Origin of the sequence: Alcanivorax sp., assembly GCF_040118815.1 — a bacterium.
Taxonomy (GTDB): Bacteria; Pseudomonadota; Gammaproteobacteria; order Pseudomonadales; family Alcanivoracaceae; genus Alcanivorax.
Map to the genome: position 1 here is coordinate 171996 of NZ_JBEDTC010000019.1, position 15859 is coordinate 187854.

Below are 15859 nucleotides of genomic sequence, written 5' to 3' on the forward strand. Positions count from 1 at the left end.
GAGGGGCGCTTACACCCCGTCATAATCGGGCTAGACTGAACACCATCATTTTACAAACCTGCCAGCCATGCCAGAAACCCTTCGTCGTGCGGTGACGGAAAACCGCGAACGCATCCTTCAGGAGCGCCACAACCTGTTCATGGAAGAGGTGGGGTCACGCATGGTGCTGTCGTTTTTCATTGCGGCGGCACTGCCATTATTTTTTCTGGAGCAGCGTACCGAGCCGCCCTTTATCGGCTGGTATACCGTGCTGCTTTGTGTCGCAGCTCAATCGCTTTTCCTGATCCGGTTTTACAACGCCCATCGGGAACACGAAGCGCCTAAAACCCGGAAATGGCATCGGCTAAACCTCTACCTTGCCGTGATCTGGGCGATTCTGTGGTCAAGTTTCCCTTATCTATTCCTGCAAGGGGCCACGCCGGTAACCCTGCTGACCTGCCTGGTTGTCCTGTCGGTGGCCACCTCGATTCCGTCCGTGTCCATGGGGGTCTATCCGGACATTTTCATCGGCTTCATTACCCCGGTCTATCTGGCCTGGCTGTCCTTTATTCTGGTTTACGTACCGGAGGCGCCCGGGATCATCAAAATGCTCCCGCTAATCAATCTGATTTTCATGGTGCTGTTCAGCCTTTACATCCACCGCTCACAAATCAGCACCATTGCCCTGCGCATTGAAGCCGAGCAGGCCAGTGAACGCGCCAGCAAGGCCAGCGAAAGCAAGACCCGCTTTCTCGCCGCGGCCAGCCACGACCTGAGGCAACCGCTGCAGGCGGCCACCTTGTATGCCGCCATGCTGAAAAACAATGCCGCCCCACAACCCGAGATCGTCGACAAGCTGGATACCGCCATTGCCTCCTGCAATGAACTGCTGGGGCACTTGCTGATGCTGTCACGCTTGCAGTCACAGCGACTGAAACCGCGTAAGCGTATTATCAATCTGCTCGATACCCTGCAACCGATCCTTGATGAAGTACGTCCCCAGGCGAGCGCCAAGCAACTGACAGTGATCACCGAAAACCTGGCCGGTCAGTACATTTTCACCGACGGCATCATGTTCGCCCGGATTGTTCGCAACCTGGTCAGCAACGCCCTCAAGTACACCGAACAGGGGCATATTCGTATCGTCGCCCGGCAGCAAGACAAACAATTGTTGCTGGACATCGAAGACACCGGCATCGGCATTGACGACATTTACCAGACTGAAGTGTTTGATGAATTCATGCAGATAGACAATGACCAACGCTCGATCCAGAACGGATTGGGATTGGGATTGGCCATTGTCAGCAGGCTGGGGGCGCTGTGCGAGATTCCCGTGCAGATGCAGTCACGTAAGGGGGAAGGCACGACTTTCACCTTAACGTTACCAGCAGCGGCCATCAGCCAGACTCAGCCCGCCGACAACGTGGTCAATGCGCTGCCGCTGTTTGAAACGCTGACGGTGCTGTTGATAGATGATGATAAAAGAGTCACAGAAGCCCTCAGCGGCCTGCTCGGCAGCCTGGGCGCAACGGTATCTGCTCACCACGCATTGGAACCGGCCATGCAGGCCTTGAAAGAGCGCGGTGCACCGCCCTCAGTGGTGATTACCGATGATCAGATTGGGCCGCATACTAATGCTGGCTCGGTAATCGAAGCCGTCACCGCTTTGTTTCGTCAGCCCGTGCCAACACTCATCATTACCGGCAACACCAATCCGGATTTCATCCAGACTCTGCCGGATGACATCGATGTGCTTTTCAAGCCTGTGGCAGCAGATACGCTGACCGCAAAACTGGAGGAGATGCTGGCTCCCAGCAGCGCAGGCTAAAGCAGGCCCATCTGCCGTGCCTTCTCAATACAGGCGGTGCGGTTGGGCACATCCAGTTTTTCGTAGAGCAGGCGCAGGTGGGTCTTGATGGTGTTCACGCTGACAAACAGCTGGCGGGCGATTTCCTTGTTGCCATGGCCTTCTTGAAGCATGGCCAGAATGGCAAGTTGCTGACGAGTGAGGGTGAGCGCTTCTTCCGGAGCAGAGCCGGCCATCAGCCGGAAGGATTCAGAAAAATAACTACGGCCGGTCATCACTTCACGAATGGCAAACAGGATCTGTTCTACCGACTCACTTTTGTCCACGAAGCCATTGACCTTCAACTGCACTGCACGGCGCACAGTGGTTTCTGTGGCAGAGCCAGAACACACCAGCACTTTAGCCTCGCCCATCAGGCGGCCAATCAGGCTCCACAGGGTAAGCCCATCCAGATCAGGCATGGCCTGATCAAGAATCACGAGATCATACGCTGGTAATAATTGGCGATTATCCAGCAACCACTTTGGCTGCTCGCAAGTGGTAATACTCGCCTCTGCATAGGCATTCTTGAGCGTAATGCTTAACGCATCAGCAAATAGCTGATGATCGTCCACAATCAAAATCTTCAACGGTACTGCCTTATCCCGATCCTGGTTATAAGCTTATAAGACAGTGAAAATTATTTCTACGGCAAGTCCTTGCATATAGCGAGCGCAGCCCCGCTCATAAGGGCGCGCCGTCAGCTCAGCAACGGACCCTGACAAGCCTTGCGAACGTCATTTATGGCGCCAGCCGTTTACGCTGCCAGCTCCCATCACCTTGCTTCACATACCGAAACCGGTCATGCAAACGGCTAGGCCGGCCATGCCAGAACTGGATTTCCGTGGGGATAATCCGGTAGCCGCCCCACTGCTCCGGACAAGGCACCGGCGCAGAAGGAAATTCCCGCTCCAGTCTTTCTACTTCCTCTTCCAGCCACTCCCGGCTGGCGGGCTGACTCTGCGGAGAAATGGCCGCACTCACCTGGCTGGCATAGGGTCGGGAGGCGAAGTAACTGTCGGATTCTTCCCGGTCGACTTTGTGCGCTTCGCCGATAACAATCATCTGTCGATCAAACGGCTGCCAGAACATGGTGAACGACACCTTCGGGTTGGCCGCGATGTCCTCTCCCTTGCGACTGTCGTAATGGGTGAAAAAGGTAAAGCCACCGCCTTCCACCCCCTTGAGCAACACCACCCGACTGGAAGGCTGGCCCGACGCATTCACGGTGGCCAGTGTCATCGCATTGGGCAGCGGCAAACCGGCTTCAATCGCCTCATCTACCCAGCGGCGCGCCTGCTCCAATGGGTCATCGTGAAGGCTGGCGTCAGTGAGGCCGTCAGCATGATACTCTTCGCGCACATCTTTCATGAAATCCCCAGCTGGGCGGTAAGGGCCTGTGTAGAATCATACAATGGCGCCAGTATAACGCCCACGCGCCGACAACCACGAACCTGTATCAATCAACCGACCCGTTAACCATGCTGAATACCACCGAGGAAAACCGACGCCGTCACCCTCTTCATCCGGACCATCCGGTGTGGCTTTTTGGCTATGGCTCGTTGATTTACAAAGCCGACTTCCCCTATCTGGAGCGCGCTCCGGCATCGATTAGCGGCTGGACCCGGCGTTTCTGGCAAGGCTCCCACGATCATCGCGGCACGCCGAAAAATCCGGGTCGAGTGGTCACCTTGATTGAATCGCCGGGCACCCTGTGTGCCGGCATGGCCTATCGCATCACCCCGGACGTTTTCGAACACCTGGATCACCGGGAAAAAAATGGCTATCTGCGTTTTTCGACACCCATGACGTTCCACACCGGGGAACAGGAGAACGGGCTGGTGTATATCGCCACCGCAGACAACGGGGCCTTTCTGGGCGAAGCCAGCGAGCAACACATTGCCCATCATATTGCTGCCAGCCATGGCCCCAGCGGCAGTAACGCGGACTATCTGCTGCAGCTGGCTGAGGCCCTCCGCGAGCTGGGCGCGCACGATGCCCATGTGTTTCACATTGAGGCCGCGCTGTTACGTACAGGCCAGCCCCACCCGACAAAAAATAGCCCCTGACAGCCTTAGTCGGATTCGGAAAATCTCGCCGCCGCCTTCATGTATTTGTCCCAATAGCCTTCCTCTGGGGTGACCTGCTCGACCACATCGACCCACAAGCCACTAGGGTCACGGACCCCAAACCGGCATTGCCCAAAAGGCTCGCGGGTCAGCGGGTAGTCCGCCGCTCCTCCACGCTGTTGCAAGGTTGCCAGAGCCTGCTCGGCATCATCCACTTCCAACTCCAGACACATTCCCTGCCCAGAATACGTTTGTGGTCCCGGCGGAGCGGATGGGTGATCCGGTGTCATAAAGGCCACCACACTCCCCTGAGTCTCATTCCCCAGCAGCACAAACCAGTCACTATCAAACACAATCACCAACCCGAAATAGCGTTGCCAGAACGCCTGGCAGGCCGCTTTGTGCTCGGTAACAACAATGGGGTAACGGTCACGAATATCCATGATGCCCTCCTGGCGGAATTAAACAGACAGCCTGTCTGCTTTGATTAAATAAAAACAAACTGCTAGTTTGTTTGTCAACCAAAAGAGGATTCTATGGCGACCAACGTTCAACGTCGCGCTCAAACCCGTGGCTGCCTGATCAATGCGGCACGCCATTTGTTCGCGATACAGGGTTATGCGGACACCCGCACCGAAGCCATTCTCAATGGTGCTGGCGTCACTCGCGGAGCCATGTATCACCATTTCCGCAACAAGGCGGAACTGTTCGAAGCCGTGTGCGAGCTACTCAGTCAGGAAGCCATGGCCGCCATCGAACAGGCGGTTGCCGGGCAGCACGGCAGCTTATCCACCCTCAAAGCGGGTAGCCTGGCCTGGGTCGATTTCATGTCCCGGCAGGATGTTCAGCGTATTCTGGTGATCGAAGCGCCCACCGTGCTTGGCCAGGCACGGTGGAACGCCCTGGATGAACGCTACAGTTTTACCCTGCTTCGGGAAGGTATTCAGGAAGCCATGGCAGACGGCAGCCTGCAATTTTCTGGCAGTGCCAATGGGCTGGCGATATTGCTGAATGGCGCTATGAATGCCTTGGTATTGCGTCACGCTGGGGCGGCCAATCCTCAACGGTTACGACAGGACCTTCTGGCGCTGTTTGACTGCTTTTGCGGAGAGACACCATGACACCATCTACATCATCGTGCCCGTGCCAGTCCGGGCTGAAATACAGCGAATGCTGCCAACCGCTGCATCAGGGCGAACCTGCCGCCTCTCCCCAGGCTTTAATGCGTTCGCGGTTCTGTGCCTTTGCGCTGAACAATACCGCCTACCTGTCCTCCAGCTGGCATCACAGCCAGCGCCCCTCGGCACTGACACTGGACCCGGAGGAAAAATGGCTGGCGCTGAAGATTCTTCACAGCGAGACCGACGGTGATACCGGCAGCGTCCATTTTCAGGCAACCAGCAAAGACCGCCAGGGCCTCAACGTATTGGAGGAACACTCACGTTTCGTGAAAGAAAACGGCCATTGGTTCTATCTTGACGGCACGCCCAGCAGCACCCCGTTAAAACCCGGAAGAAATGATCCATGCCCGTGCGGCAGTGGAAAAAAATTTAAGAAGTGTTGTGGCTAAGGGCCAGCGCTTTTTTCATTCTCAAATATTGTTCATCGGTCGTTGCCAAGTCTATACAAAGCAGCCCTTGGCCCAACATCACAAGAGGTATAGCGTTAAATAAAAAGCAGAACAAAGGTGGCATCATGGCTTCAACAGACCCAAGCGCCGCACTCGCTGACTGGCACGACGGCAAACGTTATCTTTGGTTACTAAGCCCGGCAATCCCTTTGCTGGCTGTTTCGTTTCTTCTCATTTATTTATTTATCTGGTCATCACCCGTGCTGCTCTGGGGTGGCCCTTTCCTGGTCTATGGGCTGATTCCCTTTGCCGATTGGGTGGTTGGTGCCGACACCAGCAATCCGCCGGAATCCGCTGTTTCGCAATTGGAGAGCGACACCTACTACCGACTTATTGTCTATGCCTACATTCCGGCCCAATACCTGGCAACGATCCTGGGAGCCTGGTTGGTCGCCGGCGGCGGCATCCCTTGGTGGGGCCTGGTCGGACTGGTGTTCAGTGTCGGCGCGGTTAACGGCATTGCCATTAACACCGCCCATGAACTGGGCCACAAAAAAACCCGAACCGAACGCTGGCTGGCGAAAATCACTCTGGCACCGGTTGCCTACGGCCATTTCTTTGTGGAACACAACAAGGGTCACCACAAAAATGTGGCAACGCCGGATGATCCTGCCAGCTCGCGGATGGGGGAATCGTTCTGGGCATTTTTGCCGCGCACCATGATTGGTAGTGTGAAATCCGCCTGGCATATCGAAGCCATGCGATTACAGCGTTGCGACCAGCCGCTTTGGTCGCTAAAAAATGAAAACCTGCACAGCTGGCTAATGACGGTCGCCCTGTTCGGTCTAATAACACTTTGGCTGGGATGGATCGTTTTACCCTTTCTTCTTTTGCAGGCTTTTTATGGTGCCTCCCTGCTCGAAGTCATTAACTACATGGAGCATTACGGGTTACGGCGTCAGAAAAAAAGTGATGGTCGCTACGAGCGCTGCGAACCAAAGCATTCCTGGAACAGCAACCACATCGTGACCAACCTTTTTCTTTATCAGCTGCAGCGCCATTCCGATCATCACGCCAATCCGACCCGGCGTTTCCAGGCACTTCGGCATTTCGACGATAGTCCGCAACTGCCTTCCGGCTATGCCTCCATGTTGATTCCCGCGTATCTGCCGTTTGTCTGGTTTCGCAAAATGGACCCGCTGGTGGTGCAGCATTACAACGGCGACCTGACGCAGGCCAACCTGCAGCCCGGCAAGCGCGAAGCGCTCCTGGAAAAATGGCAACGCCCAGTGGTCAGCTACCAAAGCGCGGATTCTGAACCCAGCATTCAGCAGGGCGGAGTGGAGGCCGCAAGGCAAGCTGAACAGGATATCGACACCGCCCATCAATTCGAGTGTCCCAACTGCGGGTACACCTACGACGAGAGTCGTGGTGAAGAAAATGAAGGGTTCCCACCAGGAACCCGCTGGCTACAAATCCCCAACGACTGGCCCTGCCCGGACTGTGCAGTCCGTGAAAAAGTTGATTTCGTCCTCAAGCAACACTGACGGACACCCTCCGGCAACTTCCCCCCTATAGCCGGAGGGCTTTTTTATTCGCAAGCTTAGGAGCGATATCGGTGAACCCGAAGCCAGACGCGGCAACGGGGAAGGAACTCACGATCATGTTCAGCCTACTCTGCAATACCTCCTTTCACCCCTAACGACTGCCGCTCCCTTTGCCGCCATCTTTGCGCATGGCCAACGGCGTGATGCCAAACCAACGTCGAAAAGTACGGCTAAAATTGGAGGTATCCTGGTAACCCAACTGCTCGGCGATACGCTCCACCGAATCGCCAGTTTCCATCAGTAGCCAGCAGCCAAGCTCGCGGCGCACATCATCCAGTAATTGCTGATAGCTGGTGTCTTCTGCTTTGAGTTTACGAATCAGTGTTCGCGGTGACATGGCGAACGCACTCGCCATTGTTTCCAGTGTCGGAAAGGCGCCAGGCTTATCCAATAACACCAACCCCACCTGCCGGCTAAACGGCCCACCGTGCTCTAATTGCTTTCGCTGATGCTCACAATCCCGTACCGCAGTCCGATGCATGGCCGGGTCTGCCGTAAGGCAACGGCGGTCCAAATAATGACCGGGTATCACAACCTCAAATTGCTCCGTGCCGAACGTCACCCGACACCCCAGCTGCTGCTCATACTCCTGCGCCCACGCCGGGCGCGGCAGCGGTAACGACACCTGAATATCGCGAATGCGCTGGGGCGACACCGCATCGAGTATCTGAAAATAGGTCCCCAGCAAGGAGCCGTAGAGAAACTCTCTCGTTTCCCCCAAAGGCTGCCGCTCGGTGATAATCAGGCGCCCCTCTGTATCTTCACCCCCTTCACCGCCTTCAGGCCCGGTTTCCACAAAAGCTAACGCCGTCAATTGCAGGCGCACCGAGGCGTAACGGGCAACCACCTGATGCAGGGCTCGCAGGTCCGGCGCTGACACCACCGCATACCCCAGCGCCCCATGGGCAGAAACCGAGGTGGCGCTGGCAATATTCAGCCCGATCCAGGGCTGGCCGGTCAGCGCCACAGCCCGGCGGATGAGCCGCGTCAGCTGCTCCTGGCTGAGATAGCGGTGTTCGCTAAGTAGCTGCTGCCATTCCAACCGGGTGCCGGCAAAAATATCCGCATCGGTAAATCCCTGCCCGTGCAGATGAGCACACAACAGCCGACTGTAGGTTGGGTGAATAGCCGGGCGCAGCCGCTCCAGCATGACCCCGCCTTGCTCCTCTGCCATCGCCATCCTCACGTTTGCTGGGTAACACCCACCTTACCCTGAAACAGACTGTTTAACCTGTCACTTTATGACGATTTATTGCCACCTTCTGCGGTGCTCTTGCTGGCAGCCACGGCGCAACATGGCAACAACACATAGATTTCCCCACAACAACAATGAGGCCTTTTATGAATAAGGCAGGCGTATTTATCGGCCCCTCTGGCGTCGAGTACCGAGACCGCAAACGTCCCCTGTGGATGGTTTCCCTGTTTGTCCCGGCCAGTGTGTTCCTTGGCCCTTTGCTGTATCTGGCCACCGGCAACGCCCTGTTGCTCTGGCTACCGCTGGCGTTCTATTACATCACCGTTCCGCTGCTCGACATGCTCATCGGTGAAGACCAGAGCAACCCGCCAGAAGAAGTGGTGCCACAGCTGGAGGCCGATCACTTCTATCGCCGAATGACCTACGCCCTAGTGCCAATCCTGCTCGGCGCCTACCTGTTCGGCATGTGGTTTGTGGGCACCCACTCACTTCCTGTGCACGGTGTCATCGCCATGGTGCTGTTGACCGGCACTATTTGCGGGGCTGCAGGCCTTAATCTGGGTCACGAATTGGGCCACAAGAAAACCCGTATTGAACGCTGGCTGGCAAAACTGGTTCTGTCGCCGCTGGGCTATGGCCACTTCCCGATCGAACATAACAAGGGCCACCACCGGGATGTGGCGACCCCCGAAGATCCGGCCTCATCACGGCTGGGAGAAAGCATCTGGAAGTTTGCCGTGCGGGAAATTCCCGGCACCTTCAAGCGCGCCTGGCACCTGGAGAAGGCCCGCCTGCAAAAAGCCGGTAAACCGGTGTGGTCCATGCACAATGAAATTCTCCAGCCGGGCCTGCTCAGCCTGATCATCTGGGGCAGTATCATCGCCCTGTTCGGCTGGAAAATGGTGCCGTTTATTGCTGCCGTCACGCTCTGGTCCTACCTGCAACTGACCTCGGCCAACTACGTAGAGCACTATGGCCTGCTACGTCACAAGCTCGCCAATGGCCGCTATGAACGCACCCAACCTCACCACAGCTGGAACAGCAACCATATGTTTTCCAACTGGGCGTCGTTCCACCTGCAGCGCCATTCCGACCACCATGCCCATCCGGCACGTCGCTACCAGAGCCTGCGCCATTTCGACGACCTGCCAACCCTGCCCAATGGCTACTTTGGCATGTTCCTGATCAGCTACGTTCCCCCGCTGTGGTTTCGTGTGATGGACAAGCGCTTGCTGGAGAATGCGGATTACAACGCCGCCAATATCAACTTCGACCCTGCCAAACGCGCCGCTCTGATCCGCAAATACGCCATTAAGGAGTCCACCCCGGCACAACAGGCCGCGTAGCCCCTCTTCCCCTTTCGCGCGCCCGCCCTGCGGGCGCGTTCTTTTTTGCCCTGCATATGTCCTATCTCACCGGTTACGTATCAACCCTCCAATGGCTTAGGATACGTGCACAGTCAGACTTTCCATTGCGCTGATCCATTTCGCTGATTCTTCAAGGAGTCTCCATGAGCGATTCACAATTTGATGTGGTGGTGTTCGGTGCCACCAGTTTTGTTGGGCAGATTCTCTGCCAGTACCTTTTTGACACCTACGGGATCGATGGTGAATTGAAGTGGGCCGCTGCCGGGCGCTCCAAGAGCAAGCTGGAACAGGTCAAAGCCGGACTCGGTGGCTCCGCCAGCGCTCTGCCCCTGATCACCGCAGATGCTAACGATGCCAGCAGCCTGAACGCCCTGTGCGCCCAGACCCGTGTTGTGGTTTCTACCGTGGGCCCCTATGCCTTATACGGCGAGCCCATGATCAAGGCCTGTGTCGACAGCGGCACCGATTACTGTGATCTCACCGGTGAAGCCCAGTGGATTGCCGAAATGCTTGAGCGTCACGAAGCCGCCGCGAAAAAGACCGGAGCGCGCATCGTGCACTGCTGCGGGTTTGATTCTATCCCCTCGGACATGGGCGTCTATTTCCTCCAGCAACAATCCCAGGCCCGTTTCAACGCCCCCGCCAGCACCGTGCACATGCGGGTTAAAGTCGCCAAGGGCGGCGTCTCCGGCGGCACCGTTGCCAGCATGATGAATATTGCGGAGGAGGCTGGCAAAGATCCTGCACTTCGCAAAAAACTGGCCAACCCTTACCTGATCTGCCCGCCGAATCACGGCTTCAAGAGCCGCCAGGACAGCATCGGCCTGGCCAGCTATGACAACGACTTCAATGCCTGGGTTGGCCCCTTTGTGATGGACGCAATTAACAGCCGCGTGGTGCATCGCTCCAACGCCCTGTCCGGCCAAGCGTACACCGATCATTTCACCTACAACGAAGCCATGCTCACTGGCGATGGCATGAGTGGGCGCATGAAGGCCTTCGGCATTGGTGCCGGCATCGGCCTGTTCTTTACCGCCGCCGCCATCAAACCGACACGCTGGGCGCTGAACAAGTTTGTGGTTCCGCAGCCCGGTGAAGGACCCAGCCCGGAAGCCCAGAAGGCCGGTTTCTACGACATCCGTTTTGTCGGTCACACCGACAATCAGGAAACCCTCAAGGTGAAAGTCACCGGTGATGCGGATCCTGGCTACGGTTCCACCGCTAAATTGCTCGGCCAGGCTGCCGCCTGTCTGGCACAGGATGTGGTAGAAGACGCGCCCGGAGGCTTCTGGACCACCGCCACCTTGCTAGGTGAGCCGCTATTGAAACGGCTGCAGGAAAAGGCCGGCATGACGTTTACCGTTATCGAGTAAAAAACGTCCGGTTTACGCCCCCCGTTAAGGGGGGCTAAGAGCACGAACCACAACAAAAAAGGGGCGCATTAAGCGCCCTTTTTTTAGCTCTTCAACTTATACCCGGTTTTAAATATCCACCACACCAGTCCCATGCACAGGGTCAAAAACAGCAACGTCATTCCCAGGCTGATACCAATGTGCACATCCGCCACACCAAAGAAGCTGTAGCGGAATCCACTGATCAAATACACCACCGGATTAAACAGCGTCACGGTCTGCCAAACTGGAGGCAGCATATCGATGGAATAAAAGCTGCCACCCAGAAAGGTCAGCGGGGTAATGATCATCAAAGGAATGATCTGTAGTTTTTCAAAGGTATCGGCCCACACGCCAATAATAAAACCGAACAGGCTGAACGTGATCGCCGTCAACAACAGAAAACTCAGCATCAGCACCGGGTGCTGAACCTCATAATCCACGAACAACCGTGCCGTCAGCAGAATCAGTAGCCCAAGAATCGTGGACTTGGTCGCCGCAGCGCCCACATAGCCAATCACAATCTCCACATAGGAAACCGGTGCCGACAGCACTTCATAAATGGTCCCGGAAAACGTCGGCATGTAGATGCCGAAAGAGGCATTGGAAATACTCTGCGTCATCAACGAGAGCATGATCAGGCCGGGGATAATAAAAGCCCCGTAGCTGACTCCATCGATCTCCACCATGCGCGAACCAATGGCAGAACCGAACACGACAAAATATAGCGATGTGGAAATCACTGGCGAAGCAACACTTTGCATCAAGGTGCGCCAGGTACGGGCCATTTCAAACTTGTAGATAGCTCGAATCGAATGAATATTCATCCCGCGTCTCCCTGCTTACCCTGCATATCACGACCCTTGTCGGGGTTTCCGTTGTGCACCAGATCCACAAAAATATCTTCCAGCGAGCTTTGCCGGGAATGCAGATCTTTAAAGTCGATGCCCTGCTCATTCAGGCTACGCAGTAGCTCAGCAATCCCGGTATTTTCCTGGTTAGCGTCATAGCTATAGACCAGCGAAAAGCCTTCATCGGCCAATGCCAGATCCTCGCCCGCCAGCGCTGACGGCACGCTCGTTAACGGTTCCGCCAGATGCACGGTCAGCTGCTTGCGGCCCAACTGCTCCATCAACCGGGATTTTTCATCCACCAGAATAATTTCGCCCTGGCTGATAATGCCCACCCGATCCGCCATTTCTTCGGCTTCCTCGATGTAGTGGGTCGTGAGAATAATCGTGACACCCTGCTCACGAAGCTGCCGCACCATTTCCCACATTTCCCGTCGCAGCTCCACGTCCACACCGGCCGTGGGCTCATCCAGAAACAGAATCTTGGGTTCATGGGACAGCGCCTTGGCAATCATTACCCGGCGTTTCATGCCGCCGGACAACATCATGATCTTGCTGTCTTTCTTGTCCCACAACGACAACGCCTTGAGCACTTTTTCAATATGCTCATCATTTCGTGGCTTGCCGAACAGACCCCGACTGAAACTCACTGTTGCCCAGACCGTTTCAAAGGCGTCGGTGGAAATCTCCTGGGGAACCAGTCCTATGGCACTGCGGGCCGCACGAAAATCGCGAATGATGTCGTGGCCGTCCGCCAGCACCGTTCCCGACGTGGGGTTAACAATGCCGCATATGATGCTGATCAGGGTGGTCTTGCCGGCGCCATTAGGCCCCAGCAGAGCAAAAATTTCACCGCTGCGAATATCCAGATCCACGCCTTTTAACGCCTGAAATCCGGATTCATAAGTCTTGTGCAGGCGACTAACAGAAATCACTGCATCCACGTTCTTTCTCCTTCAAGGCAGACCCTCGCCGCACTCTGGTCGGATCGAGAGACACCACTTTACTGCGCGGGTTCGCGCAGGGTGCCCATTATGCACAACCGACACGCCATTGGGGCATCAATGCAGCGATCTTCATTGGCCCAATGACCGGGATCTGCATGCTCAAAACAGAGGCCAGCCCACAGCGGCTTGATGAAGGCAGCAGCGCTGCGACCTTGGTCGGCATTCATTTTTCGGGCCTGCGCGTGGCAGAATAGGGTCCCTGCTCTTTACCCAGAGCGGCAGCGCCAAGCACCGTCACGTGTTATCAATCGCAATCAGGAGGCAGTATGAACGAGAACACCGTAACCGTTATCCCCGGGGACGGGATCGGCCCGGATATCGTGGATGCCACGGTACGAGTACTGGAAGCACTGGATTGCGGCCTGAATTTTGAATACGCCATTGCCGGGCAAACCGCACTGGACAAGGGCCTAGAGCTAGTGCCGGAAGAGACTCTTACCATTCTCAAGCGCAACCGGCTGGCCCTTAAAGGCCCCATCACTACCCCGGTGGGCGGCGGCTTTACCTCCGTCAACGTGACCCTGCGTAAAACCTTCGACCTGTTTGCCAACGTGCGCCCGGCGCTCTCCATTCCCGGTGTGAAATCCCGTTATGACAACGTGGATATCATGACCATTCGGGAAAACATCGAGGGGATCTATTCGGGGCTGGGTCAAACCGTCAGTGAAGACGGCGAAACCGCCGAACTGCGTAGCCGCATTACCCGCACGGAATCCGAGCGCCTGCTACGCTTTGCCTATGAAACGGCCATGAAGCAGGGCCGCAAGAAAGTCACCGTGGTGCACAAAGCCAACATCATGAAGTCTACCTCCGGGTTATTTCTCGATGTGGCTCGCAAGGTGCGCGAGGACTATCCGGATCTGGAACACGAGGAAATGATCGTGGACGCCTGCGCCATGCAGCTGGCTATGAACCCTCACCGCTTCGATGTGCTGGTTACCACCAACCTGTTTGGCGACATTCTTTCCGACCTCTGCGCCGGCCTTATCGGCGGGCTCGGTGTCGCACCGGGTGCCAACATCGGTGAACACGGCGGCCTGTTCGAAGCCGTTCACGGCAGCGCCCCGGACATCGCAGGCAAAGGCGTCGCTAACCCCACCGCCATCATTCTGGCCGGGGCCATGATGCTCGATTACATGGAGCAGCACGACAAGGCCAAACAGCTTCGTCGTGCCGTGCGCCATGTGGTGGGTCAGGGCGAGGTGGTTACCCCGGATCTGGGGGGCCGCGCCAGTACCACCGAGTTTACCGACGAGCTGATTCGCCATTTAGCCAACCAGTAAAGGCAAAAGGGAGCCATGGCTCCCTTTTTCTTTGCTTCTTTAACGCGCTAGCGCAGAACACACGGATTCAGGTCCACGCGACACCAGGCGGACACCTCTGTCATTCCACCATTCGGAACTGGCCGCCGGTGGACAAGCAGGCCTGCTTCACTTCCTCCGGCTCCGAACCATAGAGGTAATCACGGGTATCCGTATCGCCAACGTCGCTTTTGTGATGACAGACAGCCTGGCGGGTCGAACTGTCACAACTGGCAACCACTTTATTGCGCCCCTGAGAACATTGCGCCTTGAACTGCTCACTCTTGGTTCGACTATAAAGGGTATAGTCAACGCAGATAAAGTTGCCGGGGTCGTAACAACTGAACTGAAAGACCCCTTTGTCATCATCACCACCAGCATGACCCGCTGACCCACCACCCTGAGCAACCTGCTGACGCATTGCATTAACGTTCTTGCCATCGCCACCGGCCAGTACATCCGCTGCAAAGGCACTGCCAATATCCACCTTGGCCGTATCTGTAATCCCCGATGAGCCAATCACGGCTGCACCACCAGCGAGTGCAACAAATTTTCCAAATCCATCACCACTGTTTGCTTTCTTCTCGATGCCGTCATCAATCATTTCGCCATCGGCGTAAACCTCAATAAACTCGCCTTTTCTGCTTCCCATCATGGCCCGTCTCTGTACCCTGAAAGCCCCTTCGCGCTTGCCATTAACATAGATACCCGCGTAGCTTTCATTATTGTCGTCAGACTTGGCGTACTCCCCATAGGTCTTGCCGTTACGTTTACCGTCCTTCCAGTAACCAACGCTCAAATTCGCCAAACCATTAGTCCACGCCGCCGGGCCACTGGGCTTGCCGTCTATAAAATAGCCAATCCACGTATTCCAGATCTTGCCATCGTGCCACCAGGGTTTTAATTCCTGCTTGCCAGCAAAGCCGTCGAGCCGGTGATCTTTCCAGTGGCCAATGGATTTAACGACCATGGTGTTGGTGTAGCCCCAGATATTGACACCAAAACCGTCCATTTCCCCTGTATCAATAAAGTCACCATAGCGAAGCCATTGATAGCCACTTTCTTGGATTTCCGTAACGATCAGGCGGGCGACCTTGTCCTTAGCCGGAGCCTCGCCAAACTGAACAACCTCCCGGCCATTTTGTTGGCGCAGACCAAATACACCCTCAACCATGACTCCGCGATCAAATCGCCCGACAAAGTGTGCACTCAGCGCTTTATCCACCGCCTTGCCAATGCCATGGGCAAAGCCGTCAACACAATCGCCCTGAACAAACTGCCATTCAAACTGCTCGACAGGTGCCTCCTTAGTCACCACATAAGCACCGCTGTCCACCAAAGCACAGTCCGTCCCTGAACCGATATTCGGATAGCGGGCTGCCACAGCCGCGTCAAATCCGCCCCGCACAAGGTTGATGGACTCCATCATCTCCTGCTTGCTGAAACGGTCCTGGAAGTTGCTGATGATGGCGTCATTACGAGGATCAAAGGTGAGGCGGTAAGACTCGTCCAGTGACCTTTCAGCCATGGCAATGGTGCGTATTCTTTGCTCCAGATCTTTCAGCTCTGGCTCAACGATGTAAGGGTTGGCTCCCTGATTCTGGAGGTCAGACACAAGGTTTTCATGGTAGGTCGAACAGCCCCACAACAGTAGTGATGCGGGCAGCATCAGGATT

The 15859-nt window shown here is 56.0% G+C and carries 15 protein-coding genes; 8 read left to right on the forward strand and 7 right to left on the reverse strand.

Translation table 11 applies throughout. From position 1 onward, the window contains the following. The first annotated feature begins 67 nt into the window (after positions 1–67). The gene (locus ABNH18_RS14665; RefSeq protein WP_349383549.1) at positions 68–1807 is read left to right on the forward strand and encodes an ATP-binding response regulator; all 1740 of its coding nucleotides are present in this window, start codon (positions 68–70) and stop codon (positions 1805–1807) included. On the opposite strand, the gene ABNH18_RS14670 is transcribed toward ABNH18_RS14665, so the two are convergent. After that, entirely contained in the window at positions 1804–2415 is a 612-nt protein-coding gene (locus ABNH18_RS14670) for a response regulator transcription factor (protein ID WP_349383550.1), read from the reverse strand. The genes ABNH18_RS14665 and ABNH18_RS14670 overlap by 4 nt on opposite strands. A 151-nt stretch (positions 2416–2566) precedes the next feature. Beyond that, the gene (pdxH, locus tag ABNH18_RS14675; RefSeq protein ID WP_349383551.1) at positions 2567–3196 is read right to left on the reverse strand and encodes a pyridoxamine 5'-phosphate oxidase; all 630 of its coding nucleotides are present in this window, start codon (positions 3194–3196) and stop codon (positions 2567–2569) included. A 110-nt stretch (positions 3197–3306) separates the two neighbouring features. Here pdxH and ABNH18_RS14680 point away from each other — a divergent pair, with 110 nt between their 5' ends. Beyond that, positions 3307–3894: a gamma-glutamylcyclotransferase gene (locus tag ABNH18_RS14680; RefSeq protein WP_349383552.1), complete on the forward strand. Its 588-nt coding sequence runs from the start codon at positions 3307–3309 to the stop codon at positions 3892–3894. Between the two features lie 5 nt (positions 3895–3899). Here ABNH18_RS14680 and ABNH18_RS14685 read toward each other — a convergent pair whose 3' ends face one another. Beyond that, positions 3900–4337, reverse strand: coding sequence for a VOC family protein (locus tag ABNH18_RS14685; protein ID WP_349383553.1), 438 nt, complete (start codon positions 4335–4337; stop codon positions 3900–3902). A 93-nt stretch (positions 4338–4430) separates the two neighbouring features. Between ABNH18_RS14685 and ABNH18_RS14690 the strand changes: the two genes are divergently transcribed. From ABNH18_RS14690 to ABNH18_RS14700, 3 genes are all read left to right on the forward strand, one after another. Further along, positions 4431–5015: a TetR/AcrR family transcriptional regulator gene (locus tag ABNH18_RS14690; RefSeq protein ID WP_349383554.1), complete on the forward strand. Its 585-nt coding sequence runs from the start codon at positions 4431–4433 to the stop codon at positions 5013–5015. After that, on the forward strand, positions 5012–5464 hold the full coding sequence (locus ABNH18_RS14695; protein ID WP_349383555.1) for a YchJ family protein: 453 nt from the start codon (positions 5012–5014) through the stop codon (positions 5462–5464). The genes ABNH18_RS14690 and ABNH18_RS14695 overlap by 4 nt, the downstream gene beginning before the upstream one ends. 125 nt (positions 5465–5589) lie before the next feature. Next, a complete protein-coding gene (locus ABNH18_RS14700) occupies positions 5590–7011 on the forward strand; it encodes a fatty acid desaturase (RefSeq protein ID WP_349383556.1) in 1422 nt (473 codons plus the stop codon). A 151-nt stretch (positions 7012–7162) separates the two neighbouring features. On the opposite strand, the gene ABNH18_RS14705 is transcribed toward ABNH18_RS14700, so the two are convergent. Continuing rightward, positions 7163–8245: an AraC family transcriptional regulator gene (locus ABNH18_RS14705; RefSeq protein ID WP_349383557.1), complete on the reverse strand. Its 1083-nt coding sequence runs from the start codon at positions 8243–8245 to the stop codon at positions 7163–7165. A gap of 167 nt (positions 8246–8412) precedes the next feature. Between ABNH18_RS14705 and ABNH18_RS14710 the strand changes: the two genes are divergently transcribed. Together ABNH18_RS14710 and ABNH18_RS14715 are read left to right on the forward strand one after the other, a co-directional pair. Continuing rightward, positions 8413–9612: an alkane 1-monooxygenase gene (locus ABNH18_RS14710; protein ID WP_349383558.1), complete on the forward strand. Its 1200-nt coding sequence runs from the start codon at positions 8413–8415 to the stop codon at positions 9610–9612. Positions 9613–9776: 164 nt separating this feature from the next. Next, positions 9777–11006 carry a saccharopine dehydrogenase family protein gene (locus tag ABNH18_RS14715; protein WP_349383559.1) on the forward strand — a complete coding sequence of 410 codons (1230 nt, stop codon included), beginning with the start codon at positions 9777–9779 and terminating at the stop codon, positions 11004–11006. Between the two features lie 83 nt (positions 11007–11089). On the opposite strand, the gene ABNH18_RS14720 is transcribed toward ABNH18_RS14715, so the two are convergent. Beyond that, positions 11090–11851, reverse strand: coding sequence for an ABC transporter permease (locus ABNH18_RS14720; protein ID WP_349383560.1), 762 nt, complete (start codon positions 11849–11851; stop codon positions 11090–11092). Then, entirely contained in the window at positions 11848–12819 is a 972-nt protein-coding gene (locus ABNH18_RS14725) for an ABC transporter ATP-binding protein (RefSeq protein ID WP_349383561.1), read from the reverse strand. Before ABNH18_RS14725 ends, ABNH18_RS14720 begins: the two co-directional genes overlap by 4 nt. A 329-nt stretch (positions 12820–13148) precedes the next feature. Between ABNH18_RS14725 and ABNH18_RS14730 the strand changes: the two genes are divergently transcribed. Further along, positions 13149–14165: an isocitrate dehydrogenase gene (locus ABNH18_RS14730; protein WP_349383562.1), complete on the forward strand. Its 1017-nt coding sequence runs from the start codon at positions 13149–13151 to the stop codon at positions 14163–14165. A 100-nt stretch (positions 14166–14265) separates the two neighbouring features. Here ABNH18_RS14730 and ABNH18_RS14735 read toward each other — a convergent pair whose 3' ends face one another. Then, a complete protein-coding gene (locus ABNH18_RS14735) occupies positions 14266–15711 on the reverse strand; it encodes an MORN repeat-containing protein (RefSeq protein WP_349383563.1) in 1446 nt (481 codons plus the stop codon). Between the last annotated feature and the right edge of the window lie 148 nt (positions 15712–15859).